The sequence below is a fragment of the Mycobacteriales bacterium genome (genome assembly GCA_035690485.1).
In the GTDB taxonomy this organism is placed as follows: domain Bacteria; phylum Actinomycetota; class Actinomycetes; order JAFAQI01; family DASSKL01; genus DASSKL01.
Map to the genome: position 1 here is coordinate 1 of DASSKL010000009.1, position 19,264 is coordinate 19,264.

At 71.2% G+C, this 19,264-nt stretch carries 16 protein-coding genes and 1 tRNA gene; 16 read left to right on the forward strand and 1 reads right to left on the reverse strand.

Going from position 1 to position 19,264, the window contains the following annotated elements; all coding sequences use genetic code 11:
• The first annotated feature begins 117 nt into the window (after positions 1 to 117).
• The 5 genes from VFJ21_01760 (at position 118) to clpX (ending at position 4,503) form a co-directional block, all read left to right on the forward strand.
• Positions 118 to 190: transfer RNA gene (locus VFJ21_01760), tRNA-Pro, on the forward strand.
• 42 nt (positions 191 to 232) lie between these two features.
• Positions 233 to 1,681, forward strand: coding sequence for a trigger factor (gene tig / locus VFJ21_01765; protein ID HET7405850.1), 1,449 nt, complete (start codon positions 233 to 235; stop codon positions 1,679 to 1,681).
• 156 nt (positions 1,682 to 1,837) lie between these two features.
• Positions 1,838 to 2,410, forward strand: a complete 573-nt coding sequence (locus tag VFJ21_01770) for an ATP-dependent Clp protease proteolytic subunit (GenBank protein HET7405851.1) — start codon at positions 1,838 to 1,840, stop codon at positions 2,408 to 2,410.
• The gene (locus VFJ21_01775) at positions 2,407 to 3,069 is read left to right on the forward strand and encodes an ATP-dependent Clp protease proteolytic subunit (GenBank protein ID HET7405852.1); all 663 of its coding nucleotides are present in this window, start codon (positions 2,407 to 2,409) and stop codon (positions 3,067 to 3,069) included. Before VFJ21_01770 ends, VFJ21_01775 begins: the two co-directional genes overlap by 4 nt.
• Positions 3,070 to 3,234: 165 nt before the next feature.
• Positions 3,235 to 4,503, forward strand: coding sequence for an ATP-dependent Clp protease ATP-binding subunit ClpX (clpX, locus tag VFJ21_01780; GenBank protein ID HET7405853.1), 1,269 nt, complete (start codon positions 3,235 to 3,237; stop codon positions 4,501 to 4,503).
• Positions 4,504 to 4,509: 6 nt separating this feature from the next.
• On the opposite strand, the gene valS is transcribed toward clpX, so the two are convergent.
• On the reverse strand, positions 4,510 to 7,041 hold the full coding sequence (gene valS, locus VFJ21_01785; GenBank protein HET7405854.1) for a valine--tRNA ligase: 2,532 nt from the start codon (positions 7,039 to 7,041) through the stop codon (positions 4,510 to 4,512).
• A 7-nt stretch (positions 7,042 to 7,048) separates the two neighbouring features.
• Here valS and VFJ21_01790 point away from each other — a divergent pair, with 7 nt between their 5' ends.
• The 11 genes from VFJ21_01790 to VFJ21_01840 all read left to right on the forward strand — a co-directional run.
• The gene (locus VFJ21_01790) at positions 7,049 to 8,434 is read left to right on the forward strand and encodes a folylpolyglutamate synthase/dihydrofolate synthase family protein (protein HET7405855.1); all 1,386 of its coding nucleotides are present in this window, start codon (positions 7,049 to 7,051) and stop codon (positions 8,432 to 8,434) included.
• Positions 8,431 to 8,823 (forward strand): DUF4233 domain-containing protein, encoded by a 393-nt coding sequence (locus VFJ21_01795; GenBank protein HET7405856.1) that lies wholly within the window; start codon positions 8,431 to 8,433, stop codon positions 8,821 to 8,823. Before VFJ21_01790 ends, VFJ21_01795 begins: the two co-directional genes overlap by 4 nt.
• A gap of 36 nt (positions 8,824 to 8,859) precedes the next feature.
• Positions 8,860 to 9,273 (forward strand): nucleoside-diphosphate kinase, encoded by a 414-nt coding sequence (gene ndk / locus VFJ21_01800; GenBank protein ID HET7405857.1) that lies wholly within the window; start codon positions 8,860 to 8,862, stop codon positions 9,271 to 9,273.
• A gap of 168 nt (positions 9,274 to 9,441) precedes the next feature.
• Positions 9,442 to 10,461 (forward strand): rod shape-determining protein, encoded by a 1,020-nt coding sequence (locus tag VFJ21_01805; GenBank protein ID HET7405858.1) that lies wholly within the window; start codon positions 9,442 to 9,444, stop codon positions 10,459 to 10,461.
• A gap of 63 nt (positions 10,462 to 10,524) precedes the next feature.
• The gene (gene mreC, locus VFJ21_01810; GenBank protein ID HET7405859.1) at positions 10,525 to 11,451 is read left to right on the forward strand and encodes a rod shape-determining protein MreC; all 927 of its coding nucleotides are present in this window, start codon (positions 10,525 to 10,527) and stop codon (positions 11,449 to 11,451) included.
• A 1-nt stretch (position 11,452) separates the two neighbouring features.
• Positions 11,453 to 11,965: a rod shape-determining protein MreD gene (mreD, locus tag VFJ21_01815; protein HET7405860.1), complete on the forward strand. Its 513-nt coding sequence runs from the start codon at positions 11,453 to 11,455 to the stop codon at positions 11,963 to 11,965.
• Positions 11,962 to 14,073: a penicillin-binding protein 2 gene (gene mrdA, locus VFJ21_01820; protein HET7405861.1), complete on the forward strand. Its 2,112-nt coding sequence runs from the start codon at positions 11,962 to 11,964 to the stop codon at positions 14,071 to 14,073. The genes mreD and mrdA overlap by 4 nt, the downstream gene beginning before the upstream one ends.
• Positions 14,070 to 15,236, forward strand: coding sequence for a rod shape-determining protein RodA (gene rodA, locus VFJ21_01825; GenBank protein ID HET7405862.1), 1,167 nt, complete (start codon positions 14,070 to 14,072; stop codon positions 15,234 to 15,236). Before mrdA ends, rodA begins: the two co-directional genes overlap by 4 nt.
• Positions 15,237 to 15,290: 54 nt before the next feature.
• Positions 15,291 to 17,213, forward strand: a complete 1,923-nt coding sequence (locus VFJ21_01830) for a TIGR03960 family B12-binding radical SAM protein (protein HET7405863.1) — start codon at positions 15,291 to 15,293, stop codon at positions 17,211 to 17,213.
• A 5-nt stretch (positions 17,214 to 17,218) separates the two neighbouring features.
• On the forward strand, positions 17,219 to 18,025 hold the full coding sequence (locus VFJ21_01835; protein HET7405864.1) for a TIGR03936 family radical SAM-associated protein: 807 nt from the start codon (positions 17,219 to 17,221) through the stop codon (positions 18,023 to 18,025).
• Between the two features lie 76 nt (positions 18,026 to 18,101).
• Positions 18,102 to 19,264 (forward strand): ribonuclease E/G (locus VFJ21_01840; GenBank protein HET7405865.1); only part of this gene is annotated, 1,163 nt, incomplete at its 3' end.

Below are 19,264 nucleotides of genomic sequence, written 5' to 3' on the forward strand. Positions count from 1 at the left end.
GATCGAACCGGCATGGCCAGCTTGGAAGGCTGGGGCTCTGCCATTGAGCTACGCCCGCGACGAGCACCCGCGGGCCGGGTCCGTACGAGGACGGTCCCGTAGACTCGCGTGATGCCGCGGGGCGTAGCGTAGTGGCTAGCGCGCCTGCTTTGGGAGCAGGAGATCGGGAGTTCGAGTCTCCCCGCCCCGACTTCGCCGTCAGTTCGAAGCCGTTTCAGAGGAGAACCGTCCCGTGAAGAGCGCCGTCGAGACCCTCGGCCCGACCCGCGTTCGGCTCACCGTCGAGGTGCCCTTCGACGACCTGAGGCCGTCGGTCGACGCGGCGTACAAGAAGGTCGCCCAGCAGGTGCGCATCCGGGGCTTCCGGCCGGGCAAGGTGCCGCCGCGCATCCTCGACCAGCAGGTCGGCCGCGGCACGATCCTGCAGGAGGCGATCCAGGAGGCACTGCCGCAGCTCTACGGTCAGGCCATCCGCGACAACGAGGTGCAGGTGCTCGGCCACCCCGAGCTCGAGGTCACCGAGTTCAACGACGGCGACGAGCTGAAGTTCACCGCCGAGGTCGACGTGCGGCCCGAGCTCGAGCTGCCCGACTACGAAGGGCTTCCCGTCACCGTCGACGACGCCGTCGTGGGCGACGAGGAGGTCAACGAACAGGTCGACGGGTTGCGCGAGCGCTTCGCCGTGCTCACCGGAGTCCAGCGGCCGGTCGAGACCGGCGACTACGTGATGATCGACATCAAGAGCAGCGCCGACGGCGAGGAGATCGACGCCGCCTCCGCCACCGGCCTGTCCTACGAGGTCGGCAGCAACTACCTTGCGCCAGGCCTCGACGAGGCACTGGTCGGACTGTCCGAAGGCGAGTCCAAGACGTTCACGACCTCGCTCGCGGCCGGTCCGCGCGCCGGTGACGACATCGACATGACGGTCACCGTGCGCAGCGTCAAGGCCAAGGAGCTGCCCGAGCTCGACGACGACTTCGCCCAGACGGCCAGCGAGTTTGACACTCTGGCGGAACTGCGTGACGACGTACGCCAGCGGCTGGAGCGCGTCCACCGGCTCCAGCAGGGTCTGCAGGCGCGCGACCGCGTCCTCGAGGTGCTGCTCGAGCGGGTCGAGGTGCCGGTGCCCGAGCACGTGCTCGGTGACGAGGTCGCCTGGCGCAAGCAGTCCATGCAGCGCCAGCTGGAGCAGGCGGGTCTCACCGAGGAGGCCTACGCCGAGGCCGAGGGCAAGTCCGTAGAGGACATCGAGAAGGAGATCGACGACAACGCCCGGCAGGCCATCAAGGCGCAGTTCGTGCTCGACGCGATCGCGGCCAAGGAGGAGTTCGGCGTCACCGAGACCGACCTGACCGAGCAGATCATGCAGCGCTCGCGGCAGTCCGGCGTCACCCCGGAGCAGCTGGTCGGCCAGATCATGCAGTCGGGCCAGCTCGGCGCGCTCGCCGGCGAGGTGCTGCGCACCAAGGCGCTCGCGCTGATCCTCGAGCACGCCAAGATCACCGACGAGTCGGGCAACGAGATCGACCTCGAAGCCCTCGACATTCCCGGCGCGAGCTCCGATGGCGCGGAGACCGTCGAGATCGCCGAGGTCGAGGTCGAGGAGACGGCGTACGCCGAAGACGACGCGAGCGACGCCGAGACGCAGGAGGACGCGGAGACCGCTACGCCCACGGCGTAGCACGCTCACAGCGAACATCGCCCCTTCGCGGGAAGCGCGTTCCATCGACGGCGTTAGGGTCGATGAGACGTGATCGTCAGCGACGAAGCAGGTGAGCCAGTGAGCAAGGCCGTGTCCGGCATCGAGCCCGTGACCGCCCGCGGGTCGGTCAGCGGGATGAATCTCGGCGACCAGGTCTACGACCGGTTGCTCCGCGAGCGCATCGTGTTCCTCGGCAGCGCGGTCGACGACCCGGTCGCCAACACGATCTGCGCGCAGCTGCTGCTGCTCTCCGCCGAAGACCCCGAGCGCGACATCTACCTCTACATCAACTCCCCGGGCGGCTCGGTCACCGCCGGCATGGCCATCTACGACACGATGCAGTACGTCGAGAACGACGTGGCCACCGTCGGGCTCGGCCTCGCCGCATCGATGGGGCAGTTCCTGCTGTGCGCCGGCGCCAAGGGCAAGCGCTACGGCCTGCCGCACGCGCGGATCATGATGCACCAGCCGTCCGGCGGCATCGGCGGCACCGCGAGCGACATCGCGATCCAGGCCGAGCAGATGCTCTACACGAAGAAGACCATGCAGGAGCGCATCGCGTTCCACACCGGGCAGTCGGTGGAGCAGATCGAGAAGGACTCCGACCGCGACCGCTGGTTCACCGCCGAGGAAGCCAAGGACTACGGCTTCATCGACCACGTCGTCGCGACCGCCCGCGAGGTGCCCAGCGCCGGGGCCGTCTCATGAGGTTCGACGCCGCCCAGCCCCTTCGAGCCCCGGAGACGAGTGTGTCCCAGCCGGCCGCCCGCTACGTCCTGCCGCACGTCCTCGAGCAGTCGACCCGCGGCGAGCGGTCCTGGGACGTCTACAGCTACCTGTTCCGCGAGCGCATCGTCTTCCTCGGCCAGGCGATCGACGACGTGGTGGCCAACGACGTGATGGCGCAGCTGCTCCTGCTCGAGTCGCAGGACCCCGACCGCGACATCTTCCTCTACATCAACTCGCCCGGCGGCTCGTTCACGGCGCTCACCGCGATCTACGACACGATGCAGTTCATCCGGCCCGACATCCAGACCTACTGCATGGGGCAGGCCGCCTCCGCCGCCGCGGTGATCCTCGCCGCGGGCACCAAGGGCAAGCGCTACGCCCTCGAGCACGCCCGCATCCTGATCCACCAGCCCTACAGCGAGGGCGGCGGCCAGGGCAGCGACATCGAGATTCAGGCCCGCGAGATCCTGCGCATGCGCTCGCTCCTCGAGGAGCTGATCTCCAAGCACTCGAAGCAGAAGGTCGACGCCGTCCGCAAGGACATCGAGCGCGACAAGATCCTCACCGCCCAGGAGGCCGTCGACTACGGCCTCGTCGACGAGGTGATCACTACCCGCAAGCTGTCGAGCGTGAGCTGAGGCCGGTCAGGGGACCGGCCGCGGCTACGCCTCAGGCGAAACCCGCAAGGTTGGGCTGTCCAAAGCCGAAGGAAACGGTACCGTCGTCATACGGCCCGAAGCCGTACACCCGTGAGGGCGGCTCCGAGGAGCGGGGCCGGTCCGCAGGAGTGAGGAGACACCCGCGTGGCACGCATCGGTGACGGCGGTGACCTGCTGAAGTGCTCCTTCTGCGGCAAGTCTCAAAAGCAGGTCAAGAAGCTCATCGCGGGCCCGGGCGTCTACATCTGTGACGAGTGCATCGACCTCTGCAACGAGATCATCGAGGAGGAGCTCTCCGAGTCCTCCGACGTCACCTTCGACGACCTGCCCAAGCCGCGGGAGATCTACGACTTCCTCGACGCCTACGTCGTCGGGCAGGACGAGGCGAAGAAGACCCTCTCGGTCGCCGTCTACAACCACTACAAGCGGGTGCAGGCCGGCGGCGCCGACAAGGACCCGGTCGAGCTGGCCAAGTCCAACATCCTGCTGCTCGGCCCCACCGGGTGCGGCAAGACGTTGCTGGCTCAGACTCTGGCGCGGATGCTCAACGTGCCGTTCGCGATCGCCGATGCCACCGCGCTCACCGAGGCCGGCTACGTCGGTGAGGACGTCGAGAACATCCTGCTCAAGCTGATCCAGGCCGCCGACTACGACGTCAAGAAGGCCGAAACCGGCATCATCTACATCGACGAGGTCGACAAGATCGCTCGTAAGAGCGAAAACCCGTCGATCACCCGTGACGTCTCCGGCGAGGGTGTCCAGCAGGCGCTGCTGAAGATCCTGGAGGGCACCACCGCGAGCGTCCCGCCGCAGGGTGGTCGCAAGCACCCGCACCAGGAGTTCATCCAGATCGACACCACCAACGTGCTGTTCATCTGCGGCGGTGCGTTCGCGGGCCTCGACAAGATCATCGAGTCGCGCATCGGCAAGAAGTCGGTCGGCTTCGGCGCCGTGCTGCGCCCCGCGGGCGCGCTCGACGCGGCCGACGTCTTCGGCGACGTGATGCCCGAGGACCTGCTCAAGTACGGCATGATCCCCGAGTTCATCGGCCGGCTGCCGGTGATCACCAGCGTGCAGAACCTCGACCGCGAGGCGCTCACCCGCATCCTCACCGAGCCGAAGAACGCGCTGGTCAAGCAGTACCGCCGGCTCTTCGAGCTCGACGGTGTCGAGCTCGAGTTCAGCGACGACGCGCTCGAGGCGATCGCCGACCAGGCGATCCTCCGGGGCACCGGCGCCCGCGGTCTGCGCGCGATCATGGAAGAGGTCCTGCTCTCGGTGATGTACGACATCCCGAGCCGCAAGGACGTCGCCCGTTGCGTGGTGACCGGGGAGGTCGTGCTCGAGCACGTCAACCCGACCTTGGTCCCGCGCGAGACCCCCAAGCGCGAGCGCCGCGAGAAGAGCGCGTAGCCGCTCTCAGACGGTCACGTCGACGCGCAGCTCACCCTCGCCCGGCTCGAACGACAGCTCGCCGATGTGCCCGACCTCGCGCAGGTCGTCGGCGGCCAACCGCACCCGGTCGACCACATCGGCCCCACCGCTCACCACGGCCTTTGCGACGTCGGCCCGCATCGACAGCTTCGCCTCGCTCTTGCCGCGCCGCACCTGGGTCAGCGCGTCGCTGACCGCGGCGATGACCGCCGCGTCACCGCCGCCCGCGAGTCCACGCAGCTCGTCGGCGGACGGCCACGACGCCCGGTGCACCGAGCCTTCCTGCCACCACGACCAGACCTCCTCGCAGGTGAACGCGAGGAACGGCGCGAACAACCGCTGCAGTGTCGACAGCGCGGCGGCGAGCGACGCCCGGGCCGACGCGGCCGGCGCCTCGCCGAGCCCACCGTAGGCGCGCTCCTTGACCAGCTCGACGTAGTCGTCGCAGAACGTCCAGAAGAACGTCTCCGTGACTTCGAGCGAGCGGGCGTAGTCGTAGTCGTCGAACGCCTCGGTCGCTCGTCGCACGACCTCACCGAGCGCGGCCAGCATCGAGCGGTCGACCGGCGCCGTGATCGCGGCCGGGTCGCGTGCCGCCCCCAGCCCGAGGACGAACTTAGACGCGTTGAGCATCTTGATCGCCAACCGCCGGCCGACCTTGATCTGGCCGACGTCGAACGCCGTGTCGGTGCCGGGCCGGCCGCTCGCCGCCCAGTAGCGCACCGCGTCGGACCCGTGCTCCTCGAGCAGCGCGATCGGCGTGATGACGTTGCCCTTGGACTTCGACATCTTCTTGCGGTCGGGGTCGAGCACCCACCCGTTGATCGTCGTGTCGCGCCAGGGCAGCTCGCCGAACTCCAGGTGCGCGCGCACCACGGTCGAGAACAGCCAGGTGCGGATGATCTCCGGGCCCTGCGGGCGCAGGTCCATCGGGAAGACCCGGCCGAACAGGTCGGGGTCGTCCTCCCAGCGCCCGGCGATCTGTGGGGTCAGCGACGAGGTCGCCCAGGTGTCCATGACGTCCGGGTCGCCGATGAAGCCGCCGGGCTTGCCGCGCTGCTCCTCGGTGAACCCCGGTGGGGTGTCGGCGCTCGGGTCGATCGGCAGGATGTCCTCGGCGGGGACCAGCGGCGCGGCGTAGACCGGCTCGCCGCTCTCGTCGAGGCGGTACCACAGCGGGATCGGTACGCCGAAGAACCGTTGCCGGCTGATCAGCCAGTCGCCGGCGAGGCCCTGCACCCAGGTCTCGTAGCGGTGGTGCATGTGCGGCGGGTGCCAGCGCAGCTGCTCACCACGCGCCAGCAGCTCGGCGCGCACGGCCTGGTCACGGCCGCCGTTGCGGATGTACCACTGCCTGCTGGTGACGACCTCGAGCGGCCGGTCGCCCTTCTCGTAGAACTTCACCGGGTGGGTGATCGGCTTGGGCTCGCCGTCGAGGTCGCCGGCGGACGACAGCAGCTCGACGATCTTCGCGCGGGCCTGCTTGGCGGTCAGCCCGGCCAGCTGCGACCAGGCGCCGTTGTCGGGCACGTCGGCCGGCGGAGTGGTCACGATCCGCCCGTCGCGGCCGAGCACGCTGCGCACCGGCAGGTCGAGCTCGCGCCACCAGACCACGTCGGTCAGGTCGCCGAACGTGCAGATCATCGCGATGCCGGACCCCTTGTCCGGGTCGGCGAGGGCGTGCGCCTTGACCGGCACCTCGACCCCGAACAGCGGCGTGCGCACGGTCGTGCCGAACAGCGGCTGGTAGCGCTCGTCGTCGGGGTGGGCGACCAGCGCGACGCAGGCGGGGATCAGCTCCGGCCGGGTCGTCTCGATGTAGACCGGGTCGGCGCCGGTGAAGCGGACCCGGTGGTAGGCCCCGGGCACCTCCCGATCCTCGAGCTCGGCCTGGGCCACCGCCGTACGGAAGTCGACGTCCCACAGCGTCGGCGCCTCGGCCGCATAGGCCTCGCCGCGGGCGAGGTTGCGCAGGAACGCCCGCTGCGACGCCCGCTGCGCCACCGGCCCGATCGTCGTGTAGGTCTGCGCCCAGTCGACCGACAGGCCGAGCCGGCGCCACAGCTGCTCGAAGACCTGCTCGTCCTCGGCGGTCAGCCGCAGGCACAGCTCCACGAAGTTGGGCCGAGAGATCGCGATCGGCTGCTTCGGCGGGGTATCCGGCGGGGTGAAGCCGGGGTCGTAGGGCAGGCTCGGCTCGCACCGCACGCCGTAGTAGTTCTGCACCCGGCGCTCGGTCGGCAGGCCGTTGTCGTCCCACCCCATCGGGTAGAAGAGCATCCGCCCGCGCATCCGGTGGTAGCGCGCGATGCTGTCGGTCTGCGCGTAGCCGAAGACCGACCCCATGTGCAGCGACCCGCTGACGGTGGGCGGCGGGGTGTCGATCGAGAAGATCTCGTCACGACCGCGGCTGCGGTCGAAGCGGTAGGTGCCCTGCTCGTCCCATACCCGCGCCCACCGATCCTCGATTCCGTCGAGGGTCGGCTTTTCCGGGACGCGTGCGGACGGGTCGGGCATGGTCACCATGCTAGGTCGAGGCTCCTACGATCCTGTGGTGAGCAACGGCGAGGTCGATCCGCTGACGCGCGTCGAGAAGGCACTCGATGCCCGCGGCCCGACCCGCATGTCACCGGGCCACTCGCGCATCCACGATTTGCTCGGTCTGCTCGGGGACCCGCATCGGGCCTATCCCTCGATCCACCTGACCGGCACCAACGGCAAGACGAGCACCACCCGGATGATCGACACGCTGCTCGGCGGCCTCGGCCTGCGGACCGGCCGTTACATCAGCCCGCACCTGGAGTCGATCACCGAACGGATCGCGATCGACGGGCAGCCGCTCAGCAACGAGCGCTTCGCCGAGGTCTACGACGAGATCGAGCCCTTCGTCGACATCGTCGACGGGCGGCACGACCCGGGCGTCAGCTACTTCGAGGTCGTCACCGCGATGGCGTTCGCCGCCTTCGCCGATGCACCCGTCGACGTCGCGGTCGTCGAGGTCGGGCTCGGCGGCCGGTTCGACACCACCAACGTGCTGCACGCCCCGGTCGCGGTGATCACCCCGATCTCGCTCGACCACACGCAGGTCCTCGGCTCCACCGTCGCGGAGATCGCCGCCGACAAGGCCGGCATCGTGTACGACGGGGCCACGCTGGTCACCGCGCAACAGCCGCCGGAGGCGGCGGAGGTGCTGCTCCGGCGGGCGGTCGAGGTGGGCGCCACGGTAGCCCGCGAAGGGATGGAGTTCGGCGTCGTCCACCGCTCCGTGGCGGTAGGCGGCCAGCTGCTCACCCTGCAGGGACTCGCAGAGCGCTACGACGACGTCTTCCTGCCGCTGCACGGCGCGCACCAGGCCGGCAACGCAGCCTGCGCGCTGGCTGCGGTCGAGGCGTTCCTCGGCGTCGGCGCCCGCGAGCCGCTCGCGGCCGACATCGTCCGCGACGCGTTCGCCTCCGTCGAGTCACCCGGACGCCTCGAGGTGCTGCGGCGAGGGCCGACCGTCATCGTCGACGGCGCGCACAACCCGGCCGGCGCCGATGTGCTCGTCGCCGGGCTGCAGGAGGCCTTCGCGTTCCGCCGCATCGTCGGGGTCGTCGCGGTGCTGGGCGACAAGGACGTGGCCGGCATCCTCGCCGCGCTCGAGCCGCTGCTCGCCGAGGTCGTCGTCACCCAGAACTCCTCGCCTCGGGCCATGCCGGTCGACGACCTGGCGGCGCTGGCGGCCGAGGTCTTCGGCGAGGACCGCGTGACCGTCGCTTCTCGGCTCGACGAGGCGATCGACGAGGCGATCCGACTGGCCGAGGACGACCCGTCGCTCGTCGGCGACGCCGGTGTCGGCGTGCTGGTCACCGGGTCGATCGTCACGGTCGGCGAGGCCCGGCGCCTGCTGCGACCTACCCTGGGCCGGTGAGCACGGCCGCCCCGACCCAGAGCCCCGCGGCCCCGGCGCGCGATCCCCGCAAGGGGCTGCGCGGGGTCGGTGCCGGCCTGCTGGTGCTCGAGTCGTTCACGGTGATGTTCGCGATGCTCGCGGTCTTCGGCACCAGCAACACCGATGGCCACGTCGCGGGCACCAAGCTCGCGACGCTCGGCGGCATCGCCGCAGCGTTGTTCGTCGCCGGGTTCCTGATGCGGCTGCCCTGGGGACGGGCACTGGGCACGGCGCTGCAGGTCGTCGTCCTCGGCACCGGCGGATGGATCCACCCGCTGCTGTTCGTCGCGGTGCTGTTCGGCTCGATGTGGGCGGTCTACCTGCGGATGTGGCGAAATCTCATGGTGGAGCTCGGCCAGGTACGCTGACGCGGCCCATCGGCACGATCTCCTGGAGTCCCCGCCTTGAGCACCGAGCGCACCCTTGTCCTGGTCAAGCCCGACGGCGTCCGCCGCGGCCTGGTGGGGGAGGTGATCGGGCGGCTCGAGCGCAAGGGACTCTCGCTCGTCGCCCTCGAGCTGCGCACGCTCGACCGCGCGACCGCCGAGCAGCACTACGCCGAGCACACCGACAAGCCGTTCTTCGGTGAGCTCGTCGACTTCATCACCGGCGGCCCGCTGGTGGCGATGGTCGTCGAGGGCCCGCGCGCGGTGGAGGCGGTGCGCAACCTCATGGGCGTGACCGATCCGGTCGCCGCGACTCCCGGCTCGCTGCGCGGCGACTACGCGCTCGAGATCGGCCAGAACATCGTGCACGGCTCTGACTCGCCGGACTCCGGTCGCCGCGAGGTCGCGCTGTTCTTCCCGCGACTGGGCTGACCCGCGGACTCACTCGACGGTGAGCAGGGCATATCGGGTGCCGATCCGGTCGCCGACACCTGCCGCCACCGGACCACTTCTCGGTACGATGCTGTCCGTGGGCCCGTCCGTCCGGACCCCTCCTCGCGCGCTCTCTCGGAAGGTCTTCGGCTTCCCATGGCCAACAACATGTCGTTCCTCGGTCGTGACATGGCCGTGGACCTTGGCACCGCCAACACCCTCGTCTACGTCCGCGGCAAGGGCATCGTGCTCAACGAGCCGTCGGTCGTCGCGATCAACACCAACACCTCGGGCATCCTCGCGGTCGGCACGGAGGCCAAGCGGATGATCGGGCGCACGCCCGGCAACATCGTCGCGATCCGCCCGCTCAAGGACGGCGTGATCGCCGACTTCGAGACCACCGAGCGGATGCTGCGCTACTTCATCCAGAAGGTGCACCGCCGCCGCCACTTCGCCAAGCCCCGCATTGTCGTCTGCGTCCCGTCGGGCATCACCGGGGTCGAGCAGCGGGCGGTCAAGGACGCCGGTTACCAGGCCGGCGCGCGCAAGGTCTACATCATCGAGGAGCCGATGGCCGCGGCGATCGGCTCCGGGCTGCCGGTGCACGAGCCGACCGGCAACATGGTGGTCGACATCGGCGGCGGCACGACCGAGGTCGCGGTCATCTCCCTCGGCGGCATCGTGACCAGCCAGTCGATCCGCACCGGCGGCGACGAGATGGACGGCGCGATCATCTCCTACGTCAAGAAGGAGTACTCGCTGATGCTCGGCGAGCGCACCGCCGAGGAGATCAAGATGGCCATCGGCTCGGCGTTCCCGATGCCCGACGAGCCGCACGCCGAGATCCGTGGCCGCGACCTGGTCTCCGGCCTGCCGAAGACGATCGTGGTCAGCGCCGAGGAGATCCGCAAGGCGATCGAGGAGCCGGTCAACGCGATCGTCGACGCGGTCAAGACCACGCTCGACAAGTGCCCGCCGGAGCTGTCCGGCGACGTGATGGACCGCGGCATCGTGCTGACCGGAGGCGGCGCGCTGCTGCGCGGGCTCGACGAGCGGCTGCGGCACGAGACCGGCATGCCGATCCACATCACCGACAGCCCGTTGCACTCGGTGGCGATGGGGGCCGGCAAGTGCGTCGAGGAGTTCGAGGCGCTGCAGCAGGTGCTCATCTCCGAGCCCCGGCACTGAGGACGGCGCGGCCCGTCGGGCCCGCCTGGACCGGCCATGAGAGAAACGCCGCGCACACGCTTGGTGTTGACCTTGCTCGTGCTGACGGCGTTCACCCTCATCACGCTCGACTACCGCGCCGGCAAGGGCTCCCCGTTCGAGCACGTACGCCGCAGCGCTGACGCGGTCCTCGGCCCGATCGAGGGCGCGGTCGCCGCCGCCGTACGTCCCGTTGCCGACGCGTTCTCCCGGCTGGGCGGCGGGGGTGGTGGTGCCAAGGTCCGCCAGCTGGAGAAGGAGAACGCCGACCTGCGCGCCCAGGTCGAGCGAGGCGCCGCCGACCGGTCGCGGCTCACCGAGCTGGAGAAGCTCACCGGGCTGGCGGGCGTCGGGCGGTTGCGGATCGTGGCCGCCAACGTCGTCGGGGTCGGCGGCAGCGGGGGCTTCGAGTGGACCGCCACGATCGACGTCGGCTCGCGCGACGGCGTCCAGCCGCTGATGTCGGTGATCAGCGGGGACGGGCTCGTCGGGCGGGTGAAGACGGTCGGCCCCCGCTCCTCGACCGTGCTGCTCGCCATGGACCCGCAGTCGCAGGTCGGCGCGCGCGTCGCCACCACCGGGTTCATCGGCTGGGTGCGCGGCGGCGGCTCGGGCCCGATGACGTTCACGCTGCTCGACGCCCACGCGGCGCTGAAGCAGGGGCAGCAGCTCGTCACCTTCGGCTCGGAGAACGACCGGCCCTACATCCCCGAGATCCCCATCGGCACGATCACCAAGGTCGAGAGCACTCCGGGCGCGCAGACGCGCACCGCGCTGGTCGAGCCGTTCACGAAGTTCACCGCGCTCGACCCGGTCGCCGTCGTCATCGCCGCGCCCCGTGACATCCCGCGCGACAGCCTGCTGCCGGCGCCTCCGCCGAAGCCCACCCCGACCGCACCCGCGTCACCGCCGCCGGCGACGACCGGACCGTCGGCCGGCCCGTCCCCCGGCGCCACGAAGCCCGGCGGCTGACGTGCGTCCGTTGCGGGTGCTGCTGTTCGCGGTCCTGGCCGTCACCGCGCTGCTGCTGCAGGTCAGCGTCTTCGGGCTGCTGCCGCTGCCGCAGGCCCGTCCCGACGTGCTGCTCGTCGTGGTCGTCGGCTGCGCGCTGGTGTCCGGCCCGATGGGCGGGTCGGTCATCGGCTTCGCGATCGGCCTGCTGGCCGACGTCGCCCCGCCGGCCGACCACACGCTCGGCCGCTGGGCGCTGGTCTACGCCCTGGTCGGCTACGCGGCCGGCATGCTCGAGGACCTCGAGGAGCGGTCGGTCCTCGCCTCGATGGCGGTCGTCGCCGTCGCCACCGCCGCCGCCGTCGCCGTCTACGCGACGCTCGGCGCGATGGTCGGCGACCAGCGGGTGACGACCGCCGTGCTGTCCCACAACCTGCCGTTCATGGTCCTGTACGACGTGGTGCTCGCGCCCTTCGTCCTGCCGCTGATCGCCGCGATCGACCGGCGGCTGCAGCCCGAGGGCGGGCTGTCGTGAACCAGCGCACCGACGCCTCGCGGCAGCGGTTGTTCGTCCTGCGTGTGCTCGTTTTTTCCTTGCTGCTCACGCTTTTCGGCCGGCTCTGGTACATGCAGGTGCTCGCCGGCGACAGCTACGCGCAGGCGGCCGCCGACAACCGCACCCGTGAGGTGGTGACGCCGGCGGCCCGCGGCCAGATCCTCGACGACTACGGGCGGCCGCTGGTGACCAACCGCACCTCGCTCGTCGTCTCGGTCGACCGCATCAAGCTGGAGCGGCAGCCCGACGGCGGCAAGACCGTGCTGCACCGGCTGGCCCAGGTGCTCGGCGTCAGCGACCAGGACCTTCAGGACCGCATCCGGCTCTGCTCGGCGAAGGTGCCCAAGCCCTGCTGGAACGGCTCGCCCTACCAGCCGATCCCGGTCACCGAAGACGTCGACATCCGTCAGGCCTTGCAGATCCTCGAGCGGCAGGAGGAGTTCCCCGGGGTGTCCGCCGACGTCCAGTCGGTGCGCGACTACCCGCTGCCCGACGGGGCGCTCGCCTCGCACGTCATCGGCTACCTCGGCCCGATCTCCGACCAGGAGCTGGCCAAGCTGTCGCAGGCCCAGCAGGACCTGCGGCGCAACACCCTCGTCGGACGGGCGGGCCTCGAGCAGTCTTACGACACCTACCTGCGCGGGCGCCCCGGGGTGAAGACGGTCGCGGTCGACCACCTCGGCGCGGTCACCGGGGTCGTCGCCGACCACCCGCCGCAGGCGGGCGACACGCTCGTCACGAGCATCGACGCCGCGGTCCAGCACCTGCTCGAGACCTCACTCGCCCAGGGCGTGCAGCAGGCCCGCACCCGCAGCGACAACACTGGGGCGCCGTACAAGGCCGACAGCGCCGCCGGGGTCATCCTCGACGCGCAGACGGGTCACATCGTGGCGATGGCGTCCTACCCGACCTACCAGCCGCAGATCTGGGCCGGCGGCCGGATCTCCGAGGCCGACTACAAGGGGCTGACGAACCCCGCGACCGGCTACCCGCTGCTCGACCGGGCGACCCTCGGCCAGTACGCCCCCGGCTCGACGTTCAAGCTGATCTCCACCGCCGGGCTCGTGCAGGACGGCATCGCCAACCTCAACAGCAGCTACGAGTGCTCCTCGTCCTACACGATCGGCGGCCGCACGTTCCACAACTTCGAGGGCGAGACGTTCGGCGCGATCAACCTGCACACGACCATCGTCAAGTCCTGCGACACCGTCTACTACCGCCTGGCCTACCAGGACTGGCTGCGCGACCAGGCGCTGGTCAAGGCCGGCAAGCCGCCCGTCGAGGGCGTGCAGAAGATGGCCCGTGAGTTCGGCCTGGGCGAGCCGACCGGCGTCGACCTGCCGGCCGAGGCGACCGGCCTGATCGAGGACCGCAAGACCAAGCAGAAGCAGTGGGAGGAGTTCTACCGGCCCAACGCCTGCAAGGGCGCCAACAACCCGGCATTCGACGCCGAGCGCCGCGCCTTCGACCTCGACGTCTGCAAGTACGGCAACATCTACAACCCGGGCGACCAGGCCAACTTCGACATCGGCCAGGGCACTGTGCTCGCCACCCCGTTGCAGATGGCTGTCGCCTACGCCGCGCTCGTCAACGGCGGCAAGGTCTACGAGCCGCGCATCGGCAAGGCGCTGCTCTCGCCGGCCGGCAAGGTCGTCAAGCAGCTCGACGCCCCCGTACGCCGCACCCTCGACGTGCCACCCGGCGTGCTGGACTACATCCGCGCCGCCATGGAGGACGTGCCCAAGGTCGGCACCGGCGAGAGCGCGTTCCAGGGCTTCCCGTTCGACCGCATCACGGTCGGCGGCAAGACGGGCACCGCCGAGGTCAACGGCAAGCAGGACACCGCGTGGTTCGCGTCGTTCGCGGGCCTGCCCGGGCAACCGGCGCGCTACGTCGCGGTCGTCATGGTCACCCAGGGCGGCCAGGGCGGCCTCACCTCCGCCCCGATCGTGCGGCACCTGTGGGACGGCATCTTCGGTCTGGCCCCCGGCTCGACCGCCGCCATGCCCGGCGGCCTCCCGCCCGCCCAGCTGCCGGCCATCCGGCCCGACGGCACCGTCGCCCCGCCGGCGAGGCCGAGCCGATGACGTCGACGACCCCGCGCCACGCGCCCTACGCGACCCGCCGCCGGGAGACCGTGCGCAGCCGCGCCCTCGACCGCGACTCGCCGCTGTGGCGCCTCGACTGGACGCTGCTCGCCGCGGTCTTCGCCCTGGTCGCCGCCGGTGCGGTCCTGGTCTGGTCGGCCACCCAGGAGTCGTCGTACCTGAAGAAAGACGTCATCAACATCGGCATCAGCCTCGCGCTGGGCACGGTCGTCGCGCTCGTCGACTACCGGGCCCTGCGGGCCTACGTGCCGTTCGTCTACCTCGCCTCCTGCGTGGGGCTGGTCGCCGTGCTCTCGCCCCTCGGGTCGACGATCAACGGGTCGCACTCGTGGATCCGGCTCGGCGGCGGCTTCGAGGTGCAGCCGTCGGAGTTCGCCAAAGTGGCGCTCATCGTCGGGATGGCGATGCTGCTGGGGGAGAAGCGAGACGGGGAGAACGTCCCCCGCGACACCGACGTGCTCGCCGTCCTGGGGCTCGCCGCCGTGCCCCTGGGGCTGGTCCTGCTTCAGCCGGACCTGGGCAGCGTGATGGTGCTCGTCGCGATCCTGCTCGGCGTGCTCGCGATCTCCGGCGCCCGCGCGCGGTGGATCGTCGGGCTGATCCTGCTCGGGATCGTCGGCGCCTTCCTGGTGGCGCACCTGCACATCCTGAAGGACTACCAGCTCGAGCGGTTCAAGGCGTTCGCCAACCCGACTTCGGGCGGCAGCGGCTACGGCTACCAGACCCAGCAGGCCCGCATCGCGATCGGCGCCGGCGGCCTGCACGGCACCGGGCTGTTCCAGGGCAGCCAGACCAACGGCCACTTCGTGCCCGAGCAGCAGACCGACTTCATCTTCACCGTCGCGGGGGAGGAGCTCGGCTTCATCGGCGCCGGCACCCTCGTGCTGCTGACGGGCGTCGTGCTCTGGCGCGGCCTGCGGATCGCGAGCCAGGCGCAGGACATGTTCGGCCGGCTGATGGCGACCGGCGTCGTGTGCTGGCTGGCGTTCCAGAGCTTCGAGAACATCGGCATGTCGGTCGGGATCATGCCGCTCACCGGACTGCCGCTGCCGTTCGTGTCCTACGGCGGTTCGTCGATGTTCGCCACCTTCATGGCCGTCGGGCTCCTGCAGAGCGTGCACATGCGCTCGCGAGGATCCTGACCGCGCCGACGTACCCTGGGGTCTGTCCGCCCTGTCTGCCGGAGGGTCCCCGCAATGCCCGTCGAGAACGTCTTCGCGCGTCTGGAGCCGCTGCTGCCGCGGGTGCAGAAGCCGGTGCAGTACGTCGGCGGCGAGCTCGGCGCGGTCGTCAAGGACTGGGACGCGGCGGCCGTCCGGTGGGCGCTGATGTACCCCGACGCCTACGAGGTCGGCCTGCCCAACCAGGGCCTGCAGATCCTCTACGAGCTGCTCAACGAGCAGCCCGACGTGCTCGCCGAGCGCACCTACGCGGTCTGGTCCGACCTCGAGGCGCTGATGCGCGAGCACGCGGTGCCGCAGTTCACCGTCGACGCCCACCGGCCGGTCGGCGCGTTCGACCTGCTCGGCGTCAGCTTCCCGACCGAGCTCGGCTACACCAACCTGCTCACCGGTCTCGACCTCGCGGGCATCCCGCTGGCCGCCGCCGACCGCACCGACGACCACCCGATCGTCGTCGCCGGCGGGCACGCGGCGTTCAACCCCGAGCCGATCGCCGACTTCATCGACGCCGCCGTGCTCGGCGACGGAGAGGAGGCGGTGCTCGCGATCACCGACGTCGTACGCCGGTGGAAGGCCGAGGGTCGGCCCGGCGGACGTGTCGAGCTGCTCTACCGGCTCGCCACGCGCGGCGGCTGCTACGTCCCGCGCTTCTACGACGTCGACTACGCCGCTGACGGGCGCATCGCCCGGGTCGCGCCCAACCGTGCCGGTGTCCCGGGTTTCGTCAGCAAGCACACGGTCATGGACCTCGACGCGTGGCCCTACCCGAAGCAGCCGCTGGTGCCGCTCGCCGAGACCGTGCACGAGCGGTTCAGCGTCGAGATCTTCCGCGGCTGCACCCGCGGCTGTCGCTTCTGTCAGGCGGGCATGATCACCCGGCCGGTCCGCGAGCGCTCGATCGACACGATCGGGCAGATGGTCGAGACCGGCTTGTGCAACAGCGGCTTCGACGAGGTCGGCCTGCTCAGCCTGTCCAGCGCCGACCACTCCGAGATCGCGCAGATCACCAAGGGCCTGGCCGACCGCTACGACGGCACCAACGTCGGCCTCTCGCTGCCCTCGACGCGGGTCGACGCGTTCAACATCGACCTGGCCAACGAGCTGTCCCGCAACGGCCGCCGCTCGGGGCTGACGTTCGCGCCGGAGGGCGGCTCGGAGCGGATGCGCAAGGTGATCAACAAGATGGTCACCGAAGACGACCTGATCCGCACGGTCTCCACCGCTTACGGCAACGGCTGGCGGCAGGTGAAGCTCTACTTCATGTGCGGCCTGCCGACCGAGACCGACGACGACGTGCTGCAGATCGCCTCGCTCGCGCAGCGGGTGATCGCCGCCGGTCGCCAGGCCGCCGGTCGGCGGGACATCCGCTGCACGGTGTCGATCGGGCCGTTCGTGCCGAAGCCGCACACGCCGTTCCAGTGGGCCGCGCAGCTCGACCACGCGACGGTCGACGCCCGGCTGCGCGCGCTCAAGGCCGCGATCAGCGCCGACAAGGAGTACGGCAAGGCCATCGGGCTGCGCTACCACGACGGCCGGCCGGCGATCATCGAAGGCCTGCTGTCCCGCGGCGACCGGAGGATCGGTGCGGTGATCCGCCGGGTCTGGGAGGACGGCGGGCGCTTCGACGGCTGGCACGAGCACTTCTCCTTCGACCGGTGGGAGCGCGCCTGCGCCGACGTGCTCGCGCCGCAGGGGGTCGACCTCGACTGGTACACGACCCGCGCCCGCGACGAGGACGAGGTGTTGCCCTGGGACCACCTCGACGCCGGCCTCGAGAAGCGCTGGCTGTGGGACGACTGGACCGACGCCCGGGCCGGCCGCGAGGTCGACGACTGCCGGTGGACACCGTGCTACGACTGCGGCGTCTGCGGCAGCCAGGGCACCGAGATCCAGATCGGCCCGACCGGGCGCACGCTGCTGCCGCTCACCGTCGTCTGAGACCCGTGCCGCGCCAGCCCGACGGGCCACCGCCCGCCCCGGTCGTGCAGCGGTTGCGCGTGCACTACGCCAAGCGTGATCGGCTCCGCTTCACCAGCCACCGCGACTTCCAGCGGGCGCTCGAGCGCGCCCTGCGGCGGGCCGGGGTGCCCGTGGCCGTCTCCGCCGGGTTCACCCCGCACCCCAAGATCTCCTATGCCGGCGCGGCGCCGACCGGCGTCGCGAGCGAGGCGGAGTACGTCGAGATCGGACTGCAGGTCCGCATGCCGCCGGCGGAGGTCGGCACCCGGCTCGACGCGGCCCTCCCGCCCGGCCTCGACGTGGTCGAGGTCGTCGAGGCCGCCGCACCCGGGTCGCTCGCCGACCGGCTCCAGGCGTCGCACTGGCGGATCACCCTCGGCTGCCCGCCCGAGGAGGTCGGCCGCGCGGTGGCCGCATTCCTCGCCGAGGCGACCGTCACGGTCGAGCGGATCACCCGCGACGGCCGCCGCCCCATCGACGCCCGCGGGGCCGTCGTCAGCGCGTCCGTCGCCCGGGGGACCGGCGCGTCGACGGGCGGCGAACCGGATTCGGAACATCACTGTGCGACAATCGACCTGGTCGTGCGGCACACCATTCCCGCTGTGCGACCGGACGACGTCCTGGCCGCGCTTCGTCAGGCAGCGGGCCTCGTGCCGCCGGAGCCTCCTTACGTGATCCGGCTGGCGCAGGGTCTGCTCCGCGAAGACGGCCGGATCGCCGACCCCCTCGCGCCGGACCGCGAGGCCGTGACTGCCGACACGGCACCCGCCCCGACGCCCCCAGACATGTGAGCTGCTCCCGTGCGGCAGCGTCGCCGAGGCCCCGGCCTTGGTGAGGCGCCCGGGGGCGTGACGGGAGACCGACCCGATGGCTGACGACCAAGCCACCACCCCCGACGCCGCCGACGCGGGCGACAAGAAGCCCGCCCGCCGACGGCGTACGACGAAGTCCGCGGCCGCAGCACCGGCCGACGCCGCAGCGACGAGCGCGCAGCCGACCGCGCCCGCGGCTCCCGCGACCGACCAGGCACCGCCCGACGCGGCCGCCGACGCACCGGCCGCACCCGCTCGCCGTCGTCGCCGGACGACGGCGAAGGAGACCGCCGAGGACGCCCGCGACGGTGCCGAGGCAGGCGCCCAGCCCCCAGCCGGCCCGGTGGCCGCCGCCACGGTGATCTTCCAGGCGCCCGAGCCGGTGGCTGCACCGTCCGCCGGACCCAGGGCCGACGACGAACCGGCTGCGGCATCGCCGCCGCGGCGGCGCCGCCGCCCTGCCAACGCACCCGGCGAGGAGGGGGCCGAGTCAACCGCCCCTCAGACCGCCACCGTGGACGCGCCCGCACCGGAGCCGGCGGCGACCGGTCGCGACAGCGACGGCGAGACCTCCGAGGGCCAGGAGCCCGGCGAAGGCACCGGCGCCAGCCGCCGACGCCGGCGGGGCCGTCGCGGGGGCGGCCGCTCCAAGGCCGCCGCCGAGGCGGCGGGCGAGGGCGAGGGTGATGAGGCGACCCCGGCTGCCGCAACGGCCGGCGCCGATGCGGCCGCCGACGAGGCTGCCGCTGACGCCGACGAGGCCGAGACCGGCGAAGGCGACGGCACCGGCACCCGCCACCGCCGCCGCCGGCGGCGTGGCCGCGGTAGCGGCTCGGGCGAGGGCGGTGCCGACGGCGAGACCGCAGCCGAGACCCGGACCCGCGACGTCGACCCCGACGACGAGATCCGCGGCATCAAGGGCTCGACGCGGATGGAGGCCAAGCGCCAGCGCCGCCGCGAGGGGCGCGAGTCGAGCCGCCGTCGCCCGCCGGTGCTCAGCGAGGCGGAGTTCCTGGCCCGCCGCGAGTCCGTCGAGCGGGTCATGGTCGTGCGCCAGGGCAAGGACCGCACTCAGATCGCCGTGCTCGAGGACGGCGTGCTCGTCGAGCACTACATCACCCGCTCCGAGCACACGTCCTACGTCGGCAACGTCTACCTCGGCCGCGTGCAGAACGTGCTGCCCAGCATGGAGGCCGCCTTCGTCGACATCGGCAAGGG

Coding starts and splice junctions, on each gene's coding strand:
- VFJ21_01770 (HET7405851.1), top strand. CDS start 1,838: ATGAATCTCGGCGACCAGGTCTACGACCGGTTGCTCCGCGAGCGCATC.
- VFJ21_01775 (HET7405852.1), top strand. CDS start 2,407: ATGAGGTTCGACGCCGCCCAGCCCCTTCGAGCCCCGGAGACGAGTGTG.
- valS (HET7405854.1), bottom strand. CDS start 7,041: ATGCCCGACCCGTCCGCACGCGTCCCGGAAAAGCCGACCCTCGACGGA.
- VFJ21_01790 (HET7405855.1), top strand. CDS start 7,049: ATGCTAGGTCGAGGCTCCTACGATCCTGTGGTGAGCAACGGCGAGGTC.
- VFJ21_01805 (HET7405858.1), top strand. CDS start 9,442: ATGTCGTTCCTCGGTCGTGACATGGCCGTGGACCTTGGCACCGCCAAC.
- rodA (HET7405862.1), top strand. CDS start 14,070: ATGACGTCGACGACCCCGCGCCACGCGCCCTACGCGACCCGCCGCCGG.
- VFJ21_01830 (HET7405863.1), top strand. CDS start 15,291: ATGCCCGTCGAGAACGTCTTCGCGCGTCTGGAGCCGCTGCTGCCGCGG.